Genomic DNA, 23,710 nt, shown 5'->3' on the forward strand with positions numbered 1-23,710 from the left:
GAGGATCAGCTGAGCGAGGAGGAGCGGATGTTGCGCGACGGGGCGGCGGCCTTTGCGGCCGACAAGCTCGCGCCGCGGATCATCGAGGCCTATCGCGAAGCCACAGTGGCGCCCGAGATCTTCGCCGAGATGGGCGAAGCGGGCCTGCTCGGGGTGACCGTGCCCGAGGCCTATGGCGGGCTCGGCGGGTCCTATGTGGCCTACGGGCTCGTGGCGCGCGAGATTGAGCGGATCGACAGCGGGTATCGCTCGATGATGTCGGTGCAGAGCTCGCTCGTGATGTATCCGATCTATGCCTATGGCTCCGAGGAGCAGCGCCAGAAATACCTGCCCGGGCTGGCCGCGGGCAAGCTGATCGGCTGTTTCGGTCTGACGGAGCCCGATGCGGGCTCGGACCCGGCGGGGATGAAGACCCGCGCCGAGAAGACCGCCACCGGCTATCGCCTCACGGGCTCGAAGATGTGGATCTCGAACGCGCCGATCGCGGATGTTTTCGTGGTCTGGGCCAAATCCGAGGCCCATGGCGGCAAGATCCGGGGCTTTGTGCTCGAAAAGGGGATGGCCGGGCTGAGCGCCCCCAAGCTGGGCGGCAAGCTGAGCTTGCGGGCCTCGGTGACCGGCGAGATCGTCATGGATGGTGTGGAGCTGGGCGAGGACGCGCTCCTGCCCGGGGTCGAGGGGCTCAAAGGGCCGTTCGGCTGTCTGAACCGCGCGCGCTATGGCATCGGCTGGGGCGTGATGGGCGCGTCGGAATTCTGCTGGCACGCGGCCCGGCAATACGGGCTCGACCGGCACCAGTTCAAACGTCCCCTCGCCCAGACCCAGCTCTTCCAGAAGAAGCTCGCCGATATGCAGACCGAGATCGCGCTCGGCCTGCAGACCGCCCTGCGCGTGGGGCGGCTGATGGATGAGGGCCGGGCGGCGCCCGAGATGATCAGCCTGCTGAAGCGGAACAATTGCGGCAAGGCGCTGGAGATGGCGCGGATGGCCCGGGACATGCATGGGGGCAACGGGATCTCCGAGGAGTTCCAGGTCATGCGCCACATGGTGAACCTGGAGACGGTGAACACCTATGAGGGCACCCATGACGTGCACGCCCTGATCCTCGGCCGAGCCCAGACCGGCCTGCAGGCGTTTTTCTAGGTGGATCCGGACGCGCGCTACGTCACCATTATCGATTGCGCATTGCTGGAAACGGCGGGGGCGCGTGCGCGGCTCTGGCGGGGTCCGCTGGACCCGGATCCGATTGTCCTGCGGATTGCGGCGCAGCCGCTCTATCTCGACCCGCCGTTTGAGCTGGGCCACAGCGCGCAATTCCTGTTGCGCCCGCTGGCCCGCACCGGACAGCAGATCCCTCTCGATCCCGAGATCACGGCACGGACCGGGATCACAGATGAGATGATCGCCAGCCAGGGTATGAGCGTGCCCGAAGCCCTGCTGGCGCTGGATCGGCTCAGCGGCGGTGGGCGCTTGCTCTCCTGGGGTAAGGATGAGCTGCATCTGATGGCGATCGGTTGCTACGTCGCCGGGTTCCAACCCCTGATCCCCGTGGGCCGCTTCGGGAATGCAGCGCGCCTGTTACAGAAGGGCGGTCTGGCGCTGGACGCGCTGGAACGTACGGCGCGGCACGAGGTGGCCGCGCTCTGCGATCTGCCGCCGGTGGAGACCACGCCCGGCACCGAAGCGGTGACCAGCATTGGGCGCGCGCTGCAGGAGATGATGCGCCGGGGTGATCTGTCCGCGAGCGATGTGCTGCGCGGCTGACGCAGCCGGCGGGGAAAGAGCTCCGATCAGGAGAGAACGCGCAACTCCGCAACCCGGTCCGCAAACCCGTTTGCAAGACGGGCGACGGCCTCTGCGCTGCCGGAGCGTTGGGCATAGGCGCGCAGCCCGACAATCTCCGCCTGGAACCTTTGGCCCAGTGCCTCGGGATCGCTCTCGGCGGCGATCTCCCCCCGCTCCCGCGCCTCGGCAAAGGCAGCAATAAAGACGGCCTCGGTCTCGGCCATCAGGGTTTCGGCCTGGGCGCGCAAACCCGGCACATCCGCCGTCTCGAGGATCGTCTTGACCAGCATGCAGGCCCGCGCCGGGCCAGACCGCGTGCCCAGATCCGCAAAGTTCCGCATATGGGCCTCCAGCGCTTCAAGCGGGCCCATCTCGGCCCGCAGAGCCGCGAACCCGTTCTGCCCGGTCTCGGCATAACGCGCGAGCGTCAGGCCATAGAGCGTTTCCTTGTTCTGAAACGCCGCATAGATCGAGCCCGGGCGCATATCGAGCGCGGCCTCCAGATCCTTGAGCGAGGTGCCGTGATAGCCCTTGGCCCAAAAGAGATCCCGCGCCCGGTCCAGGGTTGCAGCTCGGTCATGGGAGGGGCGGCGCGCCATGTCAGGTCCTTTGTGTCTATTGGTCAGTCTTGGTTCTAGCCCAGGGAACGGACAAAACCAGATGACGTTTGAGTGATCGCTCAAATATATTCTTGAACGATCGCTCAAGAAAGGTATGTCTTGTCGCATCAACCCAACCCTGCCGCATGAGAGGCTGCCATGACCGACTTCACCCTGCACAATCTGGACACCGCCCCCGAAGCCAGCAAACCCCTGCTGGAAAACTCCCAGAAAAACTTCGGTCGGATCCCGGGCCTTCATGCGGTCATGTCCGAAAGCCCCAAGACCTTTGAGGCCTATCAGATGCTGCACAAGCTCTTCACGGAGTCGAGCTTCGACGCCGATGAGCTCACCGTGGTCTGGCAGAGCATCAATGTGGAGCATGAGTGCCATTATTGCGTCCCGGCCCATACGGGCATAGCCAAGATGATGAAGGTGGATGACGCGATCACCGAGGCCCTGCGCAACGAGACACCGCTGCCGACCCCGCGTCTCGAAGCGTTGCGCGACTTCACCCTGACCATGGTGCGCAGCCGGGGCAACGCCACGGATGCCGAGGTGCAGGCCTTCCTCGATGCGGGCTTCACCCGCGAGCAGGTGCTCGAGGTCGTGCTCGGGATCGCGCAGAAGGTGATGTCCAACTACATCAACCACCTGGCCGATACGCCGGTGGATCAGGTGATGCAGAAATTCGCCTGGAGCAAGGCTTCCTCCGAAGCCGCCTAAGCCCTTGATCCCGCCCGGCGGGGCCTCCTAGGGTGTGCTGACACCTTTCGGAGGCCCCTCCCCATGTTTCTCTCTATCATGCCGGTCGAAACCTGGCTGGCCTTTGTGGTCGCCTCGACCCTTCTGCTGCTGATCCCCGGCCCGACGATCCTTCTGGTTCTGAGCTATGCCCTGAGCCAGGGGCGCCGCGTGGCGGTAAGTACCGCCGCCGGGGTGGCGCTCGGCGATCTGATCGCGATGAGCGCGTCGCTCGCCGGGCTTGGCACGCTGGTGATGACCTCGGCCACGCTCTTTACAGCCCTGAAATGGGCCGGAGCGGCGTATCTCGTTTGGCTCGGGATCAAGCTTCTGCGCAGCCCGCCCTCCGAGGGGCTCGAAGCCGGGATCCCGGCACAGGCCAGCGCGCGGGAGACCTTCCTCCATGCCACCACGGTCACGGCGCTGAACCCCAAGAGCATCGCGTTTTTCATCGCCTTCGTGCCGCAATTCGTGGATGCGAGCGCAGCGCTCCTGCCGCAATTCGCCCTGCTGACCGGCACATTCGTGACCCTCGCCACCCTGAACGCACTGGCCTATGCGCTGCTGGCGGACCGGCTGCGGGCGCAGATCCGACGCCCGGCGACCCTGCGCTGGATGACCCGCGCCGGGGGCGGCACGCTGATCGGGATGGGGGCCCTCACGGCCACCGCACAGCGCGCCGCATGAGCGATCCATTTTTCCAGCCCATCTCCGGGACCGAACTGCCCCGCTATGCGGGCGCGCCGAGCTTCATGCGTCTGCCCGTGGTGACACCGGATCATCCGCGTTTCGCAGAGGTTGAGATCGGCTTGATCGGCACGCCCTGGGATGGCGGCACCACGAACCGGCCCGGCGCCCGGCACGGGCCCCGGCAGATCCGCGATATGTCGACGATGATCCGGGCCCAGCATGGCGCGACGGAGGTTGCGCCCTTCCGCGCCGCGAATTGCGCGGATCTTGGGGATGTGGCGCCCAACCCGGCGGATCTTCAGGACAGCCTGAACCGGATCACCGCGTTTTATCGCGAGGTTGTGGCGGCGGGCATTCGCCCCCTGACCGCTGGGGGAGATCACCTGTGCACGCTGCCGATCCTGCGCGCCTTGGGGGCCGAGGGCCCGCTCGGGATGATCCAGTTTGACAGTCACACCGATCTCTTCGACAGCTATTTCGGGGGGACGAAATTCACCCATGGCACCCCCTTCCGACGCGCCATCGAGGAGGGTCTGATCGACCCGGCGAGGACCGTGCAGATCGGGATCCGCGGCACGGCCTATGGCACCGAAGATCGCGACTATGCCCGCGAGGTCGGGGTCACGATCATCCCGATCGAAGCGTTTTTCGAGCGCGGGATCGCCCATGTGATGGATGAGGCGCGCGAGATCGTTGGCACAGCCCCAACCTATGTCACCTACGACATCGATTTCGTGGATCCGGCCTTTGCCCCCGGGACGGGCACGCCCGAGGTGGGCGGGCCGAACTCCTATCAGGCCTTGCAGGTGGCGCGCGCCTTGCGCGGGCTCAACATCGTCGGCGCCGATCTGGTGGAGGTCGCGCCCCCCTTCGATCCTGCTGGGGCCACCGCCTATCTCGGCGCGTCGCTCATGTTCGAGATGCTTTGCCATATGGCCGAGGGGCCGCTTTGAAGAAACCCGATGCGATGCGCCACCGGGCCGCGACGCGGGTCCGCCGCGAGGGCGGGCCGGGGCGTTGCCCCGGCTTGGCGTTGCGGCCACCGATCCTTGTGCGAAAGCGGCAGCGCATCGCAGCGTGGCACGCCCTTGCGTCCCACGCCCACCGGGCTGGCTAAAGCCCGCCCTCCGTTTCGAGGAAATCGACAATCTCGGGCACACCCTGCCCGGCTTTCAGCGCTGCCATCACGAAGGGCCGGTTCCCACGCGCGGCTTGCGCATCGCTCTGCAAGAGATCCCGGTCCACCCCCACATGGGGCGCCAGATCCGTCTTGTTGATCACCAGAAGATCCGAGCGCGTCAGCCCCGGCCCTTTCTTGCGCGGAATATCCTGCCCCGCCGCCGTATCGATCACATAAATCGTCAGATCCGCGAGCTCCGGGCTGAAGGTCGCGGCCAGATTGTCCCCGCCGCTCTCGATCAGGATCACGTCGAGATCCGCGAACCGCGCCCTGAGATCCGCCACCGCCGCCAGGTTGATCGAGGCATCCTCCCGAATAGCCGTGTGCGGGCAGCCCCCAGTCTCGACCCCACGGATCCGCTCCAACGGCAGGGCCTGCGCCCGCATCAAATACTCCGCATCCTCAGAGGTGTAGATGTCATTGGTGATCACCGCGACCGAATAACGGTCCCGTAGCGCGCGGCACAGCTGCTCGGTCAGCGTCGTCTTGCCCGCCCCGACCGGCCCCCCAATCCCCACGCGCAAAGGCCCGTTCTCAGACATCGCTTTCGGTCTCCTCTTCCTCAGCAAAAACCTCAAGAGCGGCGTTCAGCGCATTGATCGCACTTGGAAATCCGCCATAGAGCGCCATCTGCCAAATCACCTCGCCGATCTCCTGCTGGCTCAACCCCGCCTTGCGCCCGCCCGCGATATTCACCTTGAGCTGGGGCTTGGTTTGGCCCCCAAGGGCCGTCAGCGCCGCGATGGTCGCGATGTAGCGCTCGCGCAGGGGCAGCCCGGGGCGCGCATATTGCCGACCATAGGCGAAATCCACCACGCCCTCGGCAAGACCGGGCACGAGATGGCCGTAACGCGCCTCCAGCGCGGCCTCCATCCCGGGGTTCAGTTCCTCGGACAGGCGGCGTCCGGTTTCGGTCGTGCTCATGTGCGGAATATCCTGACATCTTGCGTTTCATGGGCCATGGCGGCGAGGTCCCCCTGCAGCGCGCTGGTGGCGATTTCGGCCAGCGGCAGCTCCGCAAGCCGGGTCGCTTCGGCAGAGATCACGGGATGCAAGGCCTGCGAGACCTGCTGCCCCTCGGTTTGTCCGAGCGGGATGAGGCGCACAGCCCCCGAAACCAGCCCGCCGAGAAATGCCTGCAGGTAGAGCGCGACTACCTCTTCGGGCGGCAGGCCGAGGCTGCGCGCCCGGATCCCGACTGCCACCGGGTAGGGCAGCGGCGGGAGTTGTTCGGCACAGAGCGCATTGGTCGTCTGGATAAAGGCCGCACCCTGATCCCGGGTCTCGGTCCACCGCTCGGCGGATGTGGCGAGAGCCTCGGCGACCTCAGCCAGCGGCTCCGGAGGATCCCCCGCAGCGGCGCGGGCCACCAGAACTCCATCGGTCTGGCAACTCCCCATGCTCAACAACCCTTCGAGCCATGTGGTCAGGCTTGCCGCATCCCGGATCTGTTCCGCTGCGATCGCCTGCTCTAACCCGTGGGAATAAGCATAGGCGCTGACCGGGAAGCCGGGCGAGAGCCATTGGGCAAGGCTCAACCGGCTCTGCAGGGCATGTGTCGCCCCATCAGTCATGGCTATGCCCGTGGCTGTGGCTGTGGCTGTGGCTGTGGCTGTGAGGATCGTCCGGCCCGTGATCATGGCCCATGGTGCGGCCATGGCCATAGGCGCCGCCCTCGGGCTCAAAGGGCGCGGTCACCTCTGTGACCTCGGCGCCAAGCCCGCGCAACATTCCCGCGAGGACATGGTCATGGCGGATGAAGAGCGCGTCTTCAGCGATCTGACAAGGCGTGTGCCGGTTGCCGATATGCCAGGCCAGCCGGGTGAGATCTCCGGTCACGCGCAACAGCGCCTCGGGCGCCGCGCGGATCGCGATCCGGGTCCCGTCCGGGTGGTCGAGCCCATGCTCCGGGCCAAGGCTCACCACTTCCGGCAGGTCGAGCACAAAGGCCCGCCCCCCGTCGGTCACAAGCCGTTTGCGCCGCAGGAACCGGCCTTCATAATCGAGGCTGAGCGTATCCGTCGCGCCCTCAGCGCTTGTGAGCGCGGTGATGCGGGGCGCGCTCATGCCAGCCCCCATGGGGTCCGCTGAGCACCTTGGCGCTCGCTTTCTGCCGCAAATGCCGCTTGAGGCAGGCGCGGGTCAGGCCCATCCGCGCGAGATCCGTATCCGAGAGGGCGTTCAGCGCGGCGAACTCCGTCGCCATGGCATGGGCCTCGCGCAGCTCGGTCCAAAACCCCCGGATCCGCGCGAAAACCCCGCGCGACGGGTGCAGAGATATCAGGAAATTCGAAACCATAGGATTGGGGATCTTTCGTGTTCGATCTTTCCTCCCAGGCGTATGCTATCGCATACACCGAAAGCGCGCAGCAAGCGGACGCTCCGCAACCCGGGATTGCACCGGGTGCAGAGCTGTCGCCAATGCGGGAGATCAGGCCTTGGCGGCCAGCTCGCGCAGGAGCGCGTCGCGCGTTGTGTCCATATCTTCCAGGTCCGCCGGGGTCAGTGCGAAGATACGCTCGGCTTCGAGCTGCATCTCGTGCGCATGGGCCAGCCGGTTCGGAGCGGCCATCACGGCGTCGAAGATGGTTGTGGCCAGGCGCGAGACGGCCGGGCGGTCGAGAACGAGACTTGTCATTGGAAACCTCCGTGGTGTGGGTCACGTGTTTCCTCCCTGTATCCAATGATATGCAATGGTGGACCGCGTTTGGGTAGACCCGTCTCGGCAAGCCCGGGTTGCGTTTGGAGCATGCCCCGAGCAGTCGTTGAGCGGGCCTGCGGCGATCATGGTTAACGCGATCTTCAGCGGGTTTGCGAAGACTGGGCAAAAGCCCTTGCCAGAGAGACCGAGATGACGCGCCCCCTCTTCGACGGACTGCCCCTGCCCGACCAGCTCGCGATCCTGCGCGCGCGCTTGAAGGCGTTGAAGGCTGAAGAAGCGGCGTTGCGGGCCCAGATCCTCGCCGCACAAGGGGCCGGGGCGCTGCGGGGGATGGCCTATGATCTGCGGATCGTGCACATGACCCAGCGCAGTGTGCTGAAAGAGCGGTTGCCCCTCGAGATCCAGACAGATCCCCGGTTCTTTCGCCGCACCGAGATCGCGCAGCTTCGCCTGGTGCAGCGGGCACATGTGCCCGCTGCGGACGCGCCAGGGTCCAGACCGTCAGGACAGGTCGGACGACGCTGGCCTGCGCAAGCGGGTCCGCGCAGTCCGGCGTGCCGGACTGCGCCGCCGGTCTAGGCGACGGGGCGCGGTCTACCGGTGAAAGCGGTCGCGAAACACATGGGCGGTGATCTGATCCCGCGGCACACCAATCTCTTCCAACCGCGCATCGGACATGGCGTGCAAGCGCTTCAACTCGCCCAGCCGAGGCGCCACCGCGCGTTCCGGGTTCACCCCCAGCCCCAGTTCGGCAAAAAACAGATCGATCTGGCTTTGCACCGGGTCCGGGCGCACGCCGGGGATCGAGAGATATACAGTCATTGTCAGCCTCTTGGTTGAGCGCGTCGGCACGCCCTCTTCCTGCGACAATATAGCGCAATCCCTGCCTCAATCCCGTTTCCCTGACGTGTTTTTCCAGCACCCCTGCATGCCCTGCTCAGATTTCCCGCATGGACCCTGCGCCGCGCCCAATGCGCGCGCAGGCCATGTCTTTTCCGCCCGAACTGGCCGCGTCAGAACATGAAATACCGCTGGGCCAGAGGCAGCTCCGTCGCCGGCTCGCAGGTCAGAAGCTCCCCATCCGCCCGGACCTCATAGGTCTCGGGATGCACCTCGACCTCGGGCGTGGCGTTGTTCAGCACCATGGAGGATTTGCCGATCTCACGGCAGTTCTCCACCGCCAGCGTCTGTTTGGCGAGCCCCAGCCCCGCGCCAACCCCGGCGGCCTGCGCCGCTTGACTGACAAAGAGCACCGCCGAGTTTTCCACCGACCGGCCATAGGCCCCGAACATCGGCCGGGTATAAACCGGCTGCGGCGTCGGGATGGAGGCATTCGGGTCCCCCATCTGCGCGCAGACAATCGTACCGCCCATCAAGACCATCTCGGGCTTCACGCCGAAGAAGGCCGGGCTCCAGAGGCAGAGATCCGCGCGCTTGCCCACCTCGATCGAGCCGATATGGCTGCTGATCCCATGGGCGATGGCCGGGTTGATCGTGTATTTCGCCACATAGCGGCGGACGCGCAGGTTGTCATTGTCGCCGGTCTCATCCGACAGACGCCCGCGCTGCTTCTTCATCTTGTCGGCAGTCTGCCAGGTGCGGATGATCACTTCACCCACGCGGCCCATGGCCTGACTGTCCGAGGCGATGATCGAGAAGGCCCCCATATCGTGGAGGATATCCTCGGCGGCGATGGTCTCCTTGCGGATCCGGCTCTCAGCGAAGGCCACATCCTCGGGGATCGCCTTGTCGAGATGATGGCAGACCATGAGCATGTCGAGATGCTCTTCGAGCGTGTTCACCGTGTAGGGCATGGTCGGGTTGGTGGAGCTCGGCAGCACATGCTCCTCGCCCACAACCTTCATGATGTCCGGCGCATGGCCGCCACCGGCGCCTTCGGTGTGGAAGGCGTGGATCGTGCGGCCCTTCATGGCGCCGATCGTGTTCTCGACAAAACCGCTCTCGTTCAGGGTGTCCGTGTGGATCATCACCTGCACGTCCATGTCATCGGCCACGCTCAGGCAGCAATCGATGGCACCGGGCGTGGTGCCCCAATCCTCGTGCAGCTTCATGGCGCAGGCGCCCGCCTCGACCATCTCGACCAGCGCGCCGGGCAGGCTCGCATTGCCCTTGCAGGACAAGCCGAAATTCATCGGGAAGGCGTCGAGGGATTGCAGCATCCGCCCGATATGGAACGAGCCCGGCGTGCAGGTCGTGGCCAGCGTGCCATGGGCCGGGCCGGTGCCGCCGCCAAGCATGGTGGTCACCCCTGAATGGAGCGCATCCTCGATCTGCTGCGGGCAGATGAAATGGATATGGCTGTCAAACCCGCCCGCGGTGAGGATGCGTCCCTCCCCCGCAATGGCCTCGGTGCCCGGGCCGACGATGATGTCGACACCGCTCTGCGTATCCGGGTTGCCCGCCTTGCCGATGGCCGCGATCACCCCGTCGCGCAGGCCCACATCGGCCTTGTAGATGCCCGTGTGATCCACGATCAGCGCGTTCGTGATCACCGTATCCACGGCCCCGTCCGCGCGCGTGGTCTGGGCCTGACCCATCCCGTCGCGGATCACCTTGCCGCCGCCAAACTTGACCTCTTCACCATAGGTGGTCAGGTCGCGCTCCACCTCGATGATCAGGTCCGTATCCGCGAGCCGCACCTTGTCGCCGGTCGTGGGGCCATACATGTCAGCATAAGCAGCGCGAGAGATCTTGGCGGGCATGGGCAGTCCTTGGGTCAGTCGGTCTTGAAAGGTCAGTTCTGCGACAGTTTAAGCCCCCGGCTCGGAAATGCAGCAAGGAAGCGCATTTTCAGGCAGCGCAGCCGCCCCGGGCCTCGCGCGCCGCCCAAAAATCAGGCAACGCGGCTGGGCGAGACTGGGCGGCTCAGTGCATCTTGCGAGGGCCCCGGTTTGCCAGACGTTTGCGATTGGCGTTGGTGGCCTTGTTCAGCCGCTTGATCGACGCATCCATCACCTGGGCCGGGTCCTTGCCCTGCATCGCGGCCACGAGACCGTCACTGCCGGATTTGATAAAGACCTTGGGTTTTTCGGCCACCATGCGCCAATTCTCGTCAAACGGCGTGTTCCAGAACCCCGCCATGCCCATCATGCGCAACATGATGACCGAGTTGGTCTCGAACCCCAAACGCCAGACATTTGCGCCGGTGCTGAGATAGTCGAACATATTAGAGGTGTGTTTCATGGGAGGGGGTGCTTTCACTTGGGACAGAGGCACTGAGAAAACCGGTCTCTGAAGGGGGCCTGGCGCGGGCCCGCGCGGGGCCCTTGCCGAATTTGGAACGGGGCGTGCCCCGTCTTACGCCTTGCTGGGCGCGGTTTTGGTCGCCTTGGCCTTCACCGCGGGCTTCTTGGCGGCGGCCGGCTTGGCGGCGGCAGCCTTGGGCGCGGCCGGGGTGGTCTCGCTGACGGCCTCGGGCATGGGAGCAAGGCTCACGGTCTTCTTGCGCGGGGTCCGGCGACGCGTGGGCTTGGGCGCCTCGGCGGTCTCGGCCTTGGCCGGAGCGGGCTTTGCCGCAGGCTTGGTCGTGGTCGCCGGCGCTGCTGCGGCGGCAGGCTTCGGCGCAGCCTTCGCGGCAGGCTTCGGCGCGGCTTTCGCGGCGGGCTTCGGCGCGGCTTTCGCGGCGGGCTTCGGCGCGGCTTTCGCGGCGGGCTTCGGCGCGGCTTTCAGCTTGGTCACCGTCGCAGTCTTGGCCGGTGTTTTCTTCGGCAGCTCCTGCGCCGTGGCCGCCATGGCCGCCGCTGCGGACTTCGCCACCGCCTGCGTGCCGGTCTTGGCAATCGGCGCCGAGGCTTTGAGGACCTGCGTCCGCATGGTCACCGAATTCGGCGAATAGACATTGGCCAGCTTGAAGGCGCTCTCGGCCATCTGCATCTGCATCTCGACAGATTTCTGCCAGAATTTCATGCCGCTGGCCCAGAAGTCCATCGGCGTCCTAAGGTTGGTCATTACAGTGCTCCCATAATCCCCTGATTGAATCCGTAGATCTTGCGCGCCCCCCCGAACGGCACAAGCGTGATGTCGCGGGTTTGTCCGGGCTCAAACCGGACCGCCGTTCCCGCAGCGATATCGAGCCGCATCCCCCGCGCCGCATCCCGGTCAAAGGAAAGCGCCGCGTTGGTTTCGGCAAAATGGTAATGGCTGCCCACCTGCACCGGGCGGTCGCCGGTATTGGCCACGGTGAGGGTCAGCGCCTCGGCCTCGGCATTCAGCGTGATCTCGCCCTCGGCGGGCATGATTTCCCCGGGGATCATTGGCCTGCCCCCCGATGCGGAGGCTGGGGCCGCTCGGGCCGGACACGCACGGGCACGGGCCGCGCGGCAGGCGCCGGAAAGAGGCGGTCGAGGGCGGCGCGCAGGCGGTCGATCAGATCTTGCATGGTCTCGTCTCCTCGGATCAGCGAATGGGGTGGTGAACAGTCACGAGCTTGGTGCCATCGGGAAAGGTGGCCTCGACCTGCACGTCATGGATCATCTCGGCGATCCCGGGCATGCATTGATCGGCGCGGACCACACTGGCCCCCGCCTGCATCAGGTCGGCGACGCTGCGCCCGTCGCGCGCGCCCTCGACCACATAATCGGTGATCAGCGCAATCGCCTCGGGGTGGTTCAGTTTGACGCCCCGCTCCAGCCGCCCGCGGGCCACCATGGCGGCGACGCTGACCAGCAGCTTGTCTTTCTCCCTAGGGGTGAGGTTCATGTCCTCTCCTCTCTCGTCTGTCGTCCTTCACATGGAGGCGCGGCCTCCGCCTCTCAAGCCCGTCCCGGCTTGGACAGGCCCCGCGCGGCCATCCGCCGCTCATACCTGCCACACCCGGGGCATGGCGCGCCCCTCGCGCAAGAGCTCCAAGAGGGGCACAAGCGCCTGTTTCAAGGGCTGCGCATCCGGAGCCATGGCCCGGACAACCAGTTTGCCATCCCAGGCCGAAGCGGCCCAATACACGCCCTCGGGCGTGAGCCGTCGGACCGCATCGCGGGCAGTCTCTGCCGCAGGGGACAGAAACACAACCGTCGAGATCGCGCGCGCGCCGTCCATGCCCACCGGATGCCTGAGCGCCTCAGGGGTGAGAGCAAAGGGCTCCCACAGAACCAGCCGCCCGTCGCGGCGGATCTGCCGGTCATCGCGCATCGCGACCTGGGCCAGAGCCTCGCCCATGGCAGCGCGGCCAAAGACCAGCGTCTCAACCCAAAGGAGCGTGGCACCGCCTGCCATCTCGACACGGGTCTCGCGGCGCGTGGCGCTGCCGTCAAAGAGGATGGTCTCCTGGGGCAGCCAGTCGAGCCGCCCGCCGTCCCCGACACTCAGCGCGACGCGCACCTCGCCCGCCCCTTCGGACGCGCGATAGGCGCGCTCGGCGGTTTGAGTGGCGCCTGTGGCCCGGGCCCCGGGTCCAAGCTCGAGCCTGTAGGACAGCCGGTCCCCCCCGGTGATCCCACCCGCCGTGTTCAGAAACACCACTTCGGGATCCACGGAATGGGTCCGGGGCAGCATCGCCTTGGCACAGCCCTGCTGCGCCAGATCCCGGAGCCGCGTCTGACCCGCCCCGTCTACGCCCAGCGCCACGCGCGCCGCGCCGACACTGCGCTGCAGGCGGGGGGACGGGGACATCTCGGGATCGTGGTCGAGCATAAAGGCTCCTTTCCCGGGCACCCTGCCCCGCCAGCCGCCGGGCTGCAATTCAACCCTATGCCGCAGCGCAGAAAGACCCCGGCCTGTGGCAGATCCGCCTTCGTGCTGCGCGCGATTGCCGGGCGAAGCGCCCAATAAATGTGCAGCGCGCCGGGGCGCGGCCCTCTGGCTCTGGCGCGCCGGGTCAGGTAGGACCCGGACGAACCGCCATGGCGGGATGAGACACGAGCCGAGAGGACATGACATGCGCCTGACCCTGCGCCGCCCGGATGACTGGCATCTGCACCTTCGCGATGGCGAGATGCTCAAGGGCGTGCTGCCCGAGACGGCCCGCCACTTCGCCCGCGCGATCATCATGCCGAACCTCGTGCCGCCCGTGGTGCGCGGCGATGATGCCGCCGCCTATCGCGACCGGATCCTGCAGGCCCTGCCCGAGGGGATGAATTTCGCGCCGTTGATGACGCTCTACCTGACGGAAGAGACCGACCCGGCGGATGTGGCCGCCGCCCATGCTTCGGGCCTCGTGACGGCGGTCAAGCTCTACCCGGCGGGGGCGACGACGAACTCGGCCTCCGGCGTACGGGATTTCGACAAGGTTCGCCCGGTGCTGGAGACCATGGCCGAGATCGGCCTGCCGCTCTGTTTCCATGGCGAGGTCACCACGCCCGAGGTGGATATCTTTGACCGGGAGGCGGTCTTCATCGACACGGTGCTCGACCCGCTGCGCCGCGCGACGCCGGGCCTCAAGGTCACGATGGAGCATATCACCACTGCCGACGCCGTGACATATGTGACCGAGACCGCGGGCCATATCGGTGCCACGATCACGACCCATCACCTGATGATCAACCGCAACCACATGCTGGTGGGCGGGATCCGGCCCCATTACTACTGCCTGCCCGTGGTCAAGCGCGCCTCCCACCAGGAGGCCCTGCGCAAGGCCGCAACCTCGGGCAATCCGCGCTTCTTCCTTGGGACCGACAGCGCGCCCCATACGGATGACAACAAGGAAACCTCCTGCGGCTGTGCGGGCGTCTTCTCGGCCTCCAACACCATGGCCTGCCTTGCCCATGTGTTCGAAGAGGAAGACGCGCTCGACAAGCTTGAAGGCTTCGCGAGCCTCTTTGGCCCGGCCCATTACGGGCTGGAGCCGAACGAGACCACGATCACCCTCGCGCGTGATGCGGAGCCGGTCCCCTACCCGGCGCGGATCGAAACCGGCGCGGGCCCTGTGACCCTGTTCGATCCCGGTCACCCGCTCCATTGGCGTGTGCTGGACTAGGCGGCGCAAAGCGCATCGCGGGCGTCCCCCGCACCGGGCGCGACAAAAGCCCAGCTTTCGGTTAACGTTTGCCTGACGCGGCCTCTGCTGTCCTTCCGGGACGGCAGCTCAATTCCTCTGAGCCCGGCTGCGCGCGTGTTTGTTAAAAGGAAAGTATTATGAACCGGTCTGTTTATCTCGCCTCAACCCTGCTGATCTGCGGCGCCACTTTTGCCCAGGCCGCGCCGATCACGGCGATCTCAGAGCTCTCCATGAGCCATTCTTTCATCATCAATGGCGGCTCCGAACCTGCGGGGATCGAGATCGATACCGAACCGAACTCCCTGACCCAGAGCGCAGATGCCACAAGCCAGGTGGACCGCCCCGGCTTCACCCCGACGGACACTTCGGATGTCCAGGTCGGGAACAGCTTCAGCGACCCGCCCACGCCCTTTGAGGCGCAGCGCACGAACAGCCAGACCAATCTCGGCAATGGGGATGTGGCCACGGCGAGCTATGATGTGTCGATCCTCGTTGAAAACGACCCGGATATCGGAAACGCGGAGGAGGACCCGATCCGGCGCGCGGTCGAGCGGTCCGGGATCGCGGCGGTGTCCAATGCGGCGGATCCGATCAACGCGGAGGCCGCCTCGAGTTTCACCAACACCCGCGACTACCGCTTCACCAACACCACCGATGACGCGATATCCTTCAACATCGTGGGGCAGTTCGAGGCCGAGATGCGCGCCGAGCATAACGGGCCCGAGGGGTTTGCACGCACCTCCGGCAGTTTCGAGATGCTGTTCGAGACCGGCCCCGGCGTCGACATCACCTACTTCCCCGTGGCGCCCTATCTGATCACCGTGGACGAGGACGACCCCGGCGCTTCGGTCGCCGAGATGTTCTTCGCCGATGATGGCGCGATCGCGGGCGTGACCTTCTCCGGCGGCGCCTCAGCCATCGCCGATGGCACGCAAGTGGAGGCCAGCCTCACCGCCCAGACCCGCTATGTCTTCAGCATCACGCTGGAGGGGGGCGCCTCAATGCTGCTGGAGACCGCGTTCACCCAGGTCAACGCGGTGCAGGTCGCGGTGCCCACCGCCACGCCCGTGCCCCTGCCCGCCAGCCTGCCGCTCCTGCTGGCCGGGCTCGGCGGGGTCGCGGTCCTGCGGCGGCGGCGCGGCTGAGACACGGGTTTCGCACCGCGTTCCCTGCGCGGTGCGGAGCCGCAGGGGTTCAATCCGCGCGCGGATTGTTCTAGGGGGAGGCGATCCAACTTCGCGAGGCCGCCATGATCCCCACCAGCTTTCCGGACAAAGCCGAAATCGCCCGCCTGACGGCCTCGATGCTGCTCGAGATCGAAGCGGTGCATTTCAACGCGCGCGAGCCCTTCATCCTCGCCTCCGGCCTGCCCTCGCCAACCTATATCGACTGCCGCAAGCTGATCTCCTTCCCGCGGATCCGCACGACCTTGATGGATTTCCTCACGGTGACGGTGATGCGCGAGGCGGGCTTTGAGGCCTTCGACAATGTGGCGGGGGGCGAGACGGCTGGGATCCCCTTCGGCGCCATGGTGGCCGAGCGCATGGCTCTGCCCATGACCTACGTCCGGAAAAAGCCAAAGGGCTATGGACGGGACGCCCAAATCGAGGGGGTGATGACCGAGGGCCAGCGCGTTCTGCTGGTCGAGGATCTGACCACCGATGGCGGCTCCAAGTTGAAATTCGTCGACGCGATTCGCAAAACAGGTGCAGAATGCGGCCATACGGCGGTGATCTTCAGCTATGGGATCTTCCCGGATACGGAGGCCAATCTGGCCGCCCATGGCGTGAAATTGCACCATCTGTGCACCTGGTGGGACGTGCTCGCCGAGGCCCGCGCGCGGGGCAGCTTTGATGCCGAAACGCTTGGCGAGGTTGAAACATTCCTGAACGCGCCGCGCGCCTGGCAAGAGGCCAACAAGCCCGCCTGACGCCGCGAGACGCCATGTCGCAAGCCCGGTTTGGCCGCCTGTGGACAGTTTCTGAGCAGGCAAAAAACTTCGCCCGGTGACGCGACGAAATCGCACAACCGGTTGACCCGGCAAGCCTCGCAACCGCAAGATGCTGGGGCAATCCCAACGTTTTCAGTTATGCACAGAGTTACTAACAATTGCTCTGGCGAGCCCGTTGGGCCATACGAGATGTCCAACGCAATGGGGGGCTGGCGCGTGAACGAGGTGGCGAATTTGCCTGAGGCCGTAGCGGCCTTGGCTCTGGATGGCGCTGGCCCGGGCCTGCCGCATAACATCGAGGCCGAGCAACAGCTCCTGGGCGCGATCCTGACCAATAACGACATTTTCGACCGGGTGGCCATGGTCATCCAGCCCGACCATTTTTTCGATCCCGTCCACCGGCGGATCTATGAGGTCGCCGCGACCCGCATCCAGAAGAACGCGCTCGCCTCGCCCGTCACGCTCAAAGCGTTTTTAGAAGACGACCCCGGGCTCGCGGAGCTGGGCGGTCCGGCGTACCTGGTTCGCCTCGCCGGGGCCGCGATCAGCGCCTTTGCCGCCAAGGACTACGCCCAGATGATTTATGATCTGGCGATCCGGCGCGAGCTGATCGAGCTCGGTCGCGAGATTGCCAGCAAGGCCGCCGAGGTCGATGTGGCCTCCGAGCCCAAGGAGCAGATCGTCGAGGCCGAGCAAGCGCTCTATGCGCTGGGGGAACAGGGCAAAACCGATAGCGGGTTCCAGTCCTTCCTGCGGGCTGTGACCGCCGCCGTGGACGTGGCCAATGCCGCCTATCAGCGGGATGGCGGGCTCGCCGGGGTCTCCACCGGGTTGATCGACATGGACAAGAAGCTCGGCGGTCTGCACCGCTCGGACCTTCTGATCCTTGCGGGGCGCCCCTCCATGGGGAAAACCTCGCTCGCCACGAACATCGCCTTCAACATCGCCAAGGCCTATCAGCGCGGGCGCAAGCCCGATGGCAATGAAGGCACGATCAATGGCGGTGTCGTGGGCTTCTACAGTCTGGAGATGAGCGCCGAGCAGCTGGCCGCCCGGATCCTGTCCGAGGCCGCCGAGGTCCCCTCGGAACAGATCCGCCGCGGTGACATGAACGAGACCGAGTTCCGCCGCTTTGTCGAGGCCGCGAAATCGCTGGAAAGCTGCCCGCTCTATATCGACGACACGCCCGCCCTGCCGATCAGCCAGCTCGCCGCCCGAGCCCGGCGCCTGAAGCGCACCAGCGGGCTCGATGTGCTGATCGTCGACTATTTGCAGCTTGTCCGCCCGGCCACGGCCAAGGACAGCCGGGTCAACGAAGTCTCTGAAATTACACAAGGTCTCAAGGCGATCGCCAAGGAGCTCGACATTCCGGTGATCGCCTTGTCACAGCTCAGCCGTCAGGTGGAGGCCCGCGAGGACAAGCGGCCCCAGCTCTCGGATCTGAGGGAATCAGGCTCCATCGAGCAGGACGCCGACGTGGTGATGTTCGTCTTCCGCGAAGAATACTACAAAGAGCGCGAGAAGCCCGGCGACCACGACCTTGAGGCCATGGCGAAGTGGCAGGAGGAGATGGAACGTCTCCACGGCCGCGCCGAAGTGATCATCGGCAAGCAGCGCCATGGCCCCATTGGCACCGTGGATCTGAGCTTCGAAGGCCAGTTCACGCGCTTCGGCAATCTGGTGAAAACCTATCAGCAGGGCAGCGATGGGGGCGGCTTCGGCTGACGGCCTCGGCGCGCTGCTGCGAAAAGCAGCAGCAGACCCGCGCAACCGCGCCGAGCCCTGTCAAAGCCCCGTGAACGCGCGCATCCCCCCTCCCATTCCTGGCGGACATGCCTAGGCTGGGGGCATGCGCTGGTTCCTTGCCCTCTGTCTCGCCCTTTTGCCTGCCCTCGCCCCCGCCGAGGAGATCGAAGTGGATGTGGAGCTGTTGCTCGCGGTAGATGTGTCCCGCTCCATGTCGCCTGCCGAGCTCGAGATCCAGCGCCGGGGCTATGCCGAGGCGCTCCGCTCGGACGAGGTGATCGCCGCCCTGCAAAGCGGGTTTCTCGGTCGTGTGGCCCTGTCTTACGTGGAATGGGCCGGCGCGGGCGCGCAGCGGATCATCGTGGACTGGACCCTGATCGAGGATCGCGAAGGGGCCGAGGCCTTCGCAGCCCAGCTCAGCACGAATTACAACCCGGCCCTGCGGCGCACCTCGATCTCCAGCGCGCTCTCCTTTGGGTGGGAGAGCCTGCGCGACAACCGTTTTGTCGGGCTGCGGCGGGTGATCGATATCTCAGGCGACGGGCCGAACAATCAGGGCGGGTTGGTGACCTATGCCCGCGACCGCGCGGTGGCGGATGGGATCGTGATCAACGGGCTCCCCCTGATGACGCAGGAGGTGCCCCGCTCGCCCTGGCATCTGGACAATCTCGACGTCTATTACCGCACCTGCGTGACCGGTGGGCCGGGCAGTTTCGTCATTCCGGTCACCGATTGGGCGCAGTTTGCCGATGCGGTGCGGCGCAAACTGGTGCTCGAGCTTGTGGGCCTCACCCCGCCGCCCGAGACGCGCCCGGTGCAGTACATTCCCGGCCCCGATGACGCCACGGATTGCCAGATCGGCGAAAAGATCTGGCAGCGCAATCGCGGCTATTGGGGTGCCCCCTGACCGACCCGGGTCCAGGCCGCGGTGACCGTGGGCCAATGCAGGCAATGCTTGCCCTTAGCCAGCACTGCGCGGATCTCACCCGGGAGGGCGGCGGCCTCCTCGGCGCCCAGCACGCCGAGCTCGACCCCCATCGGCGCAAAGCCTTTGACGGCCATGGCAAGCATACTGTTGGAGGAGCCGACCTCGTAGCGCCCTTGCATATCCGCACCCATGGGCATGGGCAGGCCCGCCGCATCGAACCACTCACCCAGCCGCAGTCCCGCATCGATCCAGCGCCCGCCCGCCACCAGCGTCTCATTGAGCACCTGCATTCCCCGTTCCAGCACCGGGTCATCCGGGGCCGCGCGCATCGTGTCCATGATGTAATCCATCACCACCAGCGTGCCGCCCGGCTTCAACAGCTCTGCCAAGCGGCGGATCATGACCACCGGATCCGCCATATGCATCAGGACGAAGCGGCAATAGACCAGATCGAAGGGCGCGCCCGGCACCAGGCCCCCATCGAGCAAATTGGCCGCATGGAAGGTGAAATCGCGCCCTTCCTCCTCTCGCAGGCGGGTGACGCCATAGGCACCAACCTCCGGGTCGATATCCACACCGGTCACCTGCCCCTCGGGTCCGACCATCCGGCCCATAAGGCGCATCACCTCGCCCGGCCCGCAGCCCGCATCCAGCGCCGACATCCCCGGCTCCAGGCCAGCCGCCGCCAGAACCCGTTCGGTCAGCCCCTGCCAGACCTTGGCCTGGATCTTGAGGCGCTCATATTCGCTTTGGGTGCGGGCGATGACATAGCCATCGGAGTTTTCGGTCTGTGTCATGTGGCGTCCTGTGGATTGGGCAAAAACTCGGTTGGTGCAATACGGATCCCCAGTGTTGCACGGATGGCCCGACCGGGTCTCCGGTTTTCCGCCGGACCGAGGTCGCGCCCCACCCCGATCCCGGTGGGCAGGAGGCCGCGTGCGCCCCTGATAGGTCTTGACGCGGCGCGCGGGGCTGTCAAAACGCGAGGCATGGCCACTGCAACACTAACAATCGACCTTGACGCTATCGCCGCCAATTGGCGCGCCCTCGACCGGGCCTCGGATCGAGCGGTCGCGACGGGCGCCGTAGTCAAGGCCAATGGTTACGGGCTGGAGGCCGGGCGCGTGGCCCGCACCCTCGCCCGCGCGGGCGCCCGGCAGTTCTTCGTGGCCGTGGCCGAAGAGGGCGTCGCCGTCCGCGAAGCGCTCGGCCCCGGCCCCGCGATCAATGTCTTTTCCGGCCATATGGCGGGCGATACCCAGGCGATTGCCGGTGCGCGCCTGACACCGATGCTCAATTCCGCCGATCAGCTCGCCCGGCATCTGGAGGCCCTGCCCGGCCACCCGTTCGGGATCCAGCTAGATACGGGTATGAACCGGCTGGGGATGGAGGCCGATGAATGGGCCGCTGTCGCCGAGTTCGCCCTCAGCCAGTCGCCGCGCGTGGTGATGTCCCACCTGGCCTGCGCCGATGAGCCGGGCCACCCGGCCAATGCTGCCCAATTGGCGGAGTTTCACCGGCTGACCGACGGGATCTCCGTGCCGCGGAGCCTCTCGGCCACGGGCGGGATCCTGCTCGGCTCGGCCTATCATTTCGACCTGACCCGCCCGGGGATCGGCCTTTACGGTGGAGCGCCCTTTGGCGGCGCGGAACCCGTGGTGCGCCTGTCGATCCCGGTCGTGCAGGTGCGGGCCGTGAGCCAGGGCGAGAGCGTAGGCTATGGCTGTTCCTGGGTCGCCCAACAGGAAGGCGCGATCGCGACCCTCTCGGCGGGCTATGCGGACGGGTTGATCCGGGCCATGAGCAACCGCGCCATGCTCTATGCGGGCGATGTGGCCTGCCCGCTGGCTGGGCGCGTCTCCATGGATCTGCTCACGGTGGATGTCAGCCATCTGACCGAGGTGCCCGATACGCTCGACCTGCTCTGCCCGGCGCAAGGGGTGGACCGGCTCGCCGATGCGGCCGGTACGATCGGCTACGAGATCCTGACCTCCCTCGGAGGCCGTTACGCGCGGCTCTATGCCGGAGACGCGGGATGAGAGCTTTTCTCGGCGCGATTGGCGCGGCCTTTCTCGGCCTTTTGGCGAGCACGGGACGGTTTGCGATCTTCACCGGCTCGGCCTTCACCCATATGGTGCGCCCGCCTTTCTACATGAAAGAGTTCGGGCAGGCCATTCTCAACATTGGATTTTTCAGCCTTCCGGTTGTGGGGCTGACGGCCTTCTTCACCGGCGGCGCGCTCGCCTTGCAGATCTATGCAGGCGGCTCGCGCTTCTCCGCTGAAGCCGTCGTGCCGCAGATCGTTGCCATCGGTATGGTGCGCGAGCTGGGCCCGGTGCTCGGCGGGTTGATGATCGCAGCGCGGGTGACCTCCTCAATTGCCGCCGAGATCGCGACCATGAAGGTGACCGAGCAGATCGATGCGCTGGTGACCCTCTCGACCCATCCGATGAAATACCTCACCGCGCCCCGGGTGCTGGCCGCCATTCTGGTGGTGCCGCTCTTGGTGGCGGTGGGTGATACGATTGGCGTGATGGGCGGCTATGTGGTCTCGACCACACGGCTTGGCTTCAACCCGGCAAGCTATCTGCAGAACACGGTCGATTTCCTGGAGATGCGCGACATCATCTCGTCGCTGGCCAAGGGCGCGGCCTTTGGCGGGATCGCGGCGTTGATGGGCTGCTATTTCGGGATGAATTCCGGGCGCGGCGCCCAGGGCGTGGGGGCTGCGACGAAGTCCTCGGTGGTCGCGGCGGCCGTTCTGATCCTCGCGGCGAATTATATGCTGACCGAGGTGTTTTTCTCCGGATGACCGAGACCTCTCCCCCTCCGATGATCGAGCTACGCGGCGTGACCAAGGCCTTCGGGTCCAAGGAGATCCTGCGCGGGGTCGATCTGGTGATCCCCAAGGGCGAAAGCATGGTGATCATCGGCGGCTCCGGCACGGGCAAATCCGTGACGCTCAAGAGCGTGCTGGGCCTGATCACCCCGGATGCGGGCCAGATCCTCGTGGATGGCGAGGATGTGACCAAGGTCGAGCGGGACGCCTTTCTCGCCCGTTTCGGAATGCTGTTTCAGGGCGCGGCGCTCTTTGACAGCCTGCCGGTCTGGCAGAACGTGGCCTTCCGGCTGCTGCGCGGCTCGCTCAAGCGGCCCCGGGCCGAGGCTCGCGAGATCGCGATCGAGAAACTGCGCCGCGTCGGTCTGACCCCGGATGTGGCCGACCAGCTCCCTGCAGAGCTGTCGGGTGGCATGCAAAAACGCGTTGGCCTCGCCCGCGCCATCGCCGCCGAGCCCGAGATCATCTTCTTTGACGAGCCGACCACCGGGCTCGATCCGATCATGTCCGGCGTCATCAACGACCTGATCCGCGAGATCGTGGTTGAGATGGGCGCGACGGCCATGACGATCACCCATGACATGACTTCGGTCCGTGCCATTGCCGATGATGTAGCCATGCTCCATGGCGGCAAGATCCGCTGGACAGGCCCGGTCTCGCAGATGGATGACAGTGGCGATCCTTACCTCACCCAATTCATCACCGGCTCTGCCGAGGGCCCGATCGAGGCTGTGCGCTGAGCAATTGCCGCGCGCGGGCGCAGGGGCTAGCCTGAGCCCATGCTTGTGCCTGCGATGAAATTCGCCTCCGTGCTGATGTGGTCCTATGTGGCCGTGCTCGCCCTTGTGTGGCTGCGCAGCGTGGCGCGGCAGCATCGCTCTGAGCATATCGGGCATTTCCTGGAGCTCATGGCCGGGCTGGTCCCGATTTCCTGCGCGGTGGTGATCCTTGTGCTGGTCGGAGGCGTCGTGGGCCTGCCCTCCGTGGTCGGGATCCTCTTTGTCTTTCTGCCCGCCGGGGTCGCCGTGGCCCTCCATCTGGAGGTGCGGCGGATCGAGACCGCCCCGCCGGCCCTGCACCGGCTGCGCGCGCTGATCAGCGTGGGGCTTGCCGCGGTGATCCTCTACGGGCGCGGCGGGCTGTGAGCGCGCGGGCCCTGGCCTGGGCGAACCTGTCGCTGCTGGTTCTCTTTCCCATCGCCTGGATGGCGCCGCTGATCCGGGCGGGGCTTTTGCCGCTCTTTGGCCTGTCGGAGATCTCGGTCCTCTCGGGGATCGTCAGTCTCTGGGCCTCGGCCCCGGCCCTTGCGGTGCTCGTGGCGCTACTGGCCGTGGTCGCGCCCTATGCCAAGACGCTCACACTCGCCGCCGTGCAATTCGGTTATCTCGCGCGCAAGCCCGCCTGGTTGATCTGGCTCGGGCGGCTGGCCATGGCGGATGTGTTCCTGATCGCCCTCTATGTGGTGATCGTCAAAGGCATCGGGTTGGGCCGGGTCGAGGTCGCCTGGGGGCTGGGTCTCTTCACCGCCTGCGTCTTCGCCTCGCTCATCCTCAGCTATCTCGCCACGCCCGCCGCCCGTTTGACGCGGGACGCAGGATCGGGCAAGACGCAAGCCTGAGCAGCAAGATCTTGGG

Annotated in this window: 32 protein-coding genes; 16 read left to right on the forward strand and 16 right to left on the reverse strand. The window is 66.0% G+C overall.

Translation table 11 applies throughout. The features are described from left to right. The coding region (locus ACP153_RS22480; protein WP_424973253.1) for an acyl-CoA dehydrogenase at positions 1–1,143 on the forward strand (1,143 nt) is incomplete at its 5' end. Continuing rightward, a complete protein-coding gene (locus ACP153_RS22485; RefSeq protein WP_424973254.1) occupies positions 1,144–1,764 on the forward strand; it encodes a hypothetical protein in 621 nt (206 codons plus the stop codon). It abuts the gene before it with no gap. A gap of 26 nt (positions 1,765–1,790) precedes the next feature. Here the strand turns inward: ACP153_RS22485 and ACP153_RS22490 are convergent, their stop codons facing one another. Further along, positions 1,791–2,384, reverse strand: coding sequence for a TetR/AcrR family transcriptional regulator (locus ACP153_RS22490; RefSeq protein WP_424973255.1), 594 nt, complete (start codon positions 2,382–2,384; stop codon positions 1,791–1,793). A 159-nt stretch (positions 2,385–2,543) separates the two neighbouring features. Here ACP153_RS22490 and ACP153_RS22495 point away from each other — a divergent pair, with 159 nt between their 5' ends. From ACP153_RS22495 to speB, 3 genes are all read left to right on the forward strand, one after another. Beyond that, positions 2,544–3,110 (forward strand): carboxymuconolactone decarboxylase family protein, encoded by a 567-nt coding sequence (locus ACP153_RS22495; protein WP_424973256.1) that lies wholly within the window; start codon positions 2,544–2,546, stop codon positions 3,108–3,110. Between the two features lie 78 nt (positions 3,111–3,188). Further along, a complete protein-coding gene (locus ACP153_RS22500; protein WP_424973292.1) occupies positions 3,189–3,815 on the forward strand; it encodes a LysE family translocator in 627 nt (208 codons plus the stop codon). Next, on the forward strand, positions 3,812–4,771 hold the full coding sequence (gene speB / locus ACP153_RS22505) for an agmatinase (protein WP_424973257.1): 960 nt from the start codon (positions 3,812–3,814) through the stop codon (positions 4,769–4,771). The genes ACP153_RS22500 and speB overlap by 4 nt, the downstream gene beginning before the upstream one ends. Before the next feature lie 160 nt (positions 4,772–4,931). Here speB and ureG read toward each other — a convergent pair whose 3' ends face one another. From ureG to ACP153_RS22535, 6 genes are all read right to left on the reverse strand, one after another. Then, on the reverse strand, positions 4,932–5,540 hold the full coding sequence (gene ureG / locus ACP153_RS22510) for an urease accessory protein UreG (protein ID WP_424973258.1): 609 nt from the start codon (positions 5,538–5,540) through the stop codon (positions 4,932–4,934). Continuing rightward, positions 5,533–5,922, reverse strand: coding sequence for a carboxymuconolactone decarboxylase family protein (locus ACP153_RS22515; protein ID WP_424973259.1), 390 nt, complete (start codon positions 5,920–5,922; stop codon positions 5,533–5,535). The genes ureG and ACP153_RS22515 overlap by 8 nt, the downstream gene beginning before the upstream one ends. Continuing rightward, positions 5,919–6,572, reverse strand: a complete 654-nt coding sequence (locus tag ACP153_RS22520) for an urease accessory protein UreF (protein WP_424973260.1) — start codon at positions 6,570–6,572, stop codon at positions 5,919–5,921. Before ACP153_RS22520 ends, ACP153_RS22515 begins: the two co-directional genes overlap by 4 nt. Then, the gene (locus ACP153_RS22525) at positions 6,565–7,065 is read right to left on the reverse strand and encodes an urease accessory protein UreE (RefSeq protein ID WP_424973261.1); all 501 of its coding nucleotides are present in this window, start codon (positions 7,063–7,065) and stop codon (positions 6,565–6,567) included. The genes ACP153_RS22520 and ACP153_RS22525 overlap by 8 nt, the downstream gene beginning before the upstream one ends. Then, the gene (locus tag ACP153_RS22530; protein ID WP_424973262.1) at positions 7,028–7,297 is read right to left on the reverse strand and encodes a hypothetical protein; all 270 of its coding nucleotides are present in this window, start codon (positions 7,295–7,297) and stop codon (positions 7,028–7,030) included. The genes ACP153_RS22525 and ACP153_RS22530 overlap by 38 nt, the downstream gene beginning before the upstream one ends. 132 nt (positions 7,298–7,429) lie before the next feature. Then, positions 7,430–7,636: a hypothetical protein gene (locus tag ACP153_RS22535; protein WP_424973263.1), complete on the reverse strand. Its 207-nt coding sequence runs from the start codon at positions 7,634–7,636 to the stop codon at positions 7,430–7,432. 213 nt (positions 7,637–7,849) lie between these two features. Here ACP153_RS22535 and ACP153_RS22540 point away from each other — a divergent pair, with 213 nt between their 5' ends. Next, positions 7,850–8,239 carry a hypothetical protein gene (locus tag ACP153_RS22540; RefSeq protein WP_424973264.1) on the forward strand — a complete coding sequence of 130 codons (390 nt, stop codon included), beginning with the start codon at positions 7,850–7,852 and terminating at the stop codon, positions 8,237–8,239. 15 nt (positions 8,240–8,254) lie between these two features. On the opposite strand, the gene ACP153_RS22545 is transcribed toward ACP153_RS22540, so the two are convergent. The 8 genes from ACP153_RS22545 to ACP153_RS22580 all read right to left on the reverse strand — a co-directional run bounded on the left by ACP153_RS22545 (position 8,255) and on the right by ACP153_RS22580 (position 13,309). Continuing rightward, entirely contained in the window at positions 8,255–8,482 is a 228-nt protein-coding gene (locus ACP153_RS22545) for a hypothetical protein (RefSeq protein WP_424973265.1), read from the reverse strand. Positions 8,483–8,673: 191 nt separating this feature from the next. Further along, positions 8,674–10,383, reverse strand: coding sequence for an urease subunit alpha (gene ureC / locus ACP153_RS22550; protein WP_424973266.1), 1,710 nt, complete (start codon positions 10,381–10,383; stop codon positions 8,674–8,676). A 163-nt stretch (positions 10,384–10,546) separates the two neighbouring features. Next, positions 10,547–10,864: an antifreeze protein gene (locus tag ACP153_RS22555; RefSeq protein ID WP_424973267.1), complete on the reverse strand. Its 318-nt coding sequence runs from the start codon at positions 10,862–10,864 to the stop codon at positions 10,547–10,549. Positions 10,865–10,978: 114 nt separating this feature from the next. Then, entirely contained in the window at positions 10,979–11,629 is a 651-nt protein-coding gene (locus ACP153_RS22560; RefSeq protein WP_424973268.1) for a hypothetical protein, read from the reverse strand. Beyond that, positions 11,629–11,934 (reverse strand): urease subunit beta, encoded by a 306-nt coding sequence (locus ACP153_RS22565; RefSeq protein WP_424966875.1) that lies wholly within the window; start codon positions 11,932–11,934, stop codon positions 11,629–11,631. The genes ACP153_RS22560 and ACP153_RS22565 overlap by 1 nt, the downstream gene beginning before the upstream one ends. Next, complete coding sequence (locus tag ACP153_RS22570; protein ID WP_424973269.1) at positions 11,931–12,059, reverse strand: hypothetical protein; 129 nt, start codon at positions 12,057–12,059, stop codon at positions 11,931–11,933. The genes ACP153_RS22565 and ACP153_RS22570 overlap by 4 nt, the downstream gene beginning before the upstream one ends. Positions 12,060–12,076: 17 nt before the next feature. Beyond that, on the reverse strand, positions 12,077–12,379 hold the full coding sequence (locus ACP153_RS22575) for an urease subunit gamma (protein WP_424973270.1): 303 nt from the start codon (positions 12,377–12,379) through the stop codon (positions 12,077–12,079). Positions 12,380–12,478: 99 nt separating this feature from the next. Next, entirely contained in the window at positions 12,479–13,309 is an 831-nt protein-coding gene (locus tag ACP153_RS22580; RefSeq protein ID WP_424973271.1) for an urease accessory protein UreD, read from the reverse strand. A gap of 244 nt (positions 13,310–13,553) precedes the next feature. On the opposite strand from ACP153_RS22580, the gene pyrC reads away from it, so the two are divergent. The 5 genes from pyrC (at position 13,554) to ACP153_RS22605 (ending at position 19,216) form a co-directional block, all read left to right on the forward strand. Next, positions 13,554–14,591, forward strand: coding sequence for a dihydroorotase (gene pyrC / locus ACP153_RS22585; RefSeq protein WP_424973272.1), 1,038 nt, complete (start codon positions 13,554–13,556; stop codon positions 14,589–14,591). A 158-nt stretch (positions 14,592–14,749) separates the two neighbouring features. Continuing rightward, positions 14,750–15,757 carry a VPLPA-CTERM sorting domain-containing protein gene (locus ACP153_RS22590; protein WP_424973273.1) on the forward strand — a complete coding sequence of 336 codons (1,008 nt, stop codon included), beginning with the start codon at positions 14,750–14,752 and terminating at the stop codon, positions 15,755–15,757. Positions 15,758–15,861: 104 nt separating this feature from the next. Beyond that, positions 15,862–16,542 (forward strand): orotate phosphoribosyltransferase, encoded by a 681-nt coding sequence (locus tag ACP153_RS22595; RefSeq protein WP_424973274.1) that lies wholly within the window; start codon positions 15,862–15,864, stop codon positions 16,540–16,542. A gap of 237 nt (positions 16,543–16,779) precedes the next feature. Next, a complete protein-coding gene (locus tag ACP153_RS22600; protein ID WP_424973293.1) occupies positions 16,780–18,288 on the forward strand; it encodes a replicative DNA helicase in 1,509 nt (502 codons plus the stop codon). Between the two features lie 124 nt (positions 18,289–18,412). Continuing rightward, the gene (locus tag ACP153_RS22605) at positions 18,413–19,216 is read left to right on the forward strand and encodes a DUF1194 domain-containing protein (protein WP_424973275.1); all 804 of its coding nucleotides are present in this window, start codon (positions 18,413–18,415) and stop codon (positions 19,214–19,216) included. Here the strand turns inward: ACP153_RS22605 and ACP153_RS22610 are convergent. Further along, entirely contained in the window at positions 19,198–20,034 is an 837-nt protein-coding gene (locus ACP153_RS22610; RefSeq protein ID WP_424973276.1) for a class I SAM-dependent methyltransferase, read from the reverse strand. The genes ACP153_RS22605 and ACP153_RS22610 overlap by 19 nt on opposite strands. 192 nt (positions 20,035–20,226) lie before the next feature. Here ACP153_RS22610 and alr point away from each other — a divergent pair, with 192 nt between their 5' ends. Genes alr through ACP153_RS22635 form a run of 5 tightly spaced genes read left to right on the forward strand, consistent with a single transcriptional unit; the run spans position 20,227 to position 23,694 of the window. Further along, entirely contained in the window at positions 20,227–21,276 is a 1,050-nt protein-coding gene (alr, locus tag ACP153_RS22615) for an alanine racemase (RefSeq protein WP_424973277.1), read from the forward strand. Then, on the forward strand, positions 21,273–22,049 hold the full coding sequence (locus tag ACP153_RS22620) for an MlaE family ABC transporter permease (RefSeq protein WP_424973278.1): 777 nt from the start codon (positions 21,273–21,275) through the stop codon (positions 22,047–22,049). The genes alr and ACP153_RS22620 overlap by 4 nt, the downstream gene beginning before the upstream one ends. A gap of 20 nt (positions 22,050–22,069) precedes the next feature. Beyond that, positions 22,070–22,816: an ABC transporter ATP-binding protein gene (locus tag ACP153_RS22625; RefSeq protein ID WP_424973294.1), complete on the forward strand. Its 747-nt coding sequence runs from the start codon at positions 22,070–22,072 to the stop codon at positions 22,814–22,816. 39 nt (positions 22,817–22,855) lie between these two features. Beyond that, a complete protein-coding gene (locus ACP153_RS22630) occupies positions 22,856–23,221 on the forward strand; it encodes a hypothetical protein (protein WP_424973279.1) in 366 nt (121 codons plus the stop codon). After that, positions 23,218–23,694, forward strand: a complete 477-nt coding sequence (locus tag ACP153_RS22635; protein WP_424973280.1) for a paraquat-inducible protein A — start codon at positions 23,218–23,220, stop codon at positions 23,692–23,694. Before ACP153_RS22630 ends, ACP153_RS22635 begins: the two co-directional genes overlap by 4 nt. Positions 23,695–23,710 lie beyond the last annotated feature (16 nt).

Origin of the sequence: Dinoroseobacter sp. S76 (genome assembly GCF_049801095.1) — a bacterium.
Taxonomy (GTDB): Bacteria; Pseudomonadota; Alphaproteobacteria; order Rhodobacterales; family Rhodobacteraceae; genus Dinoroseobacter.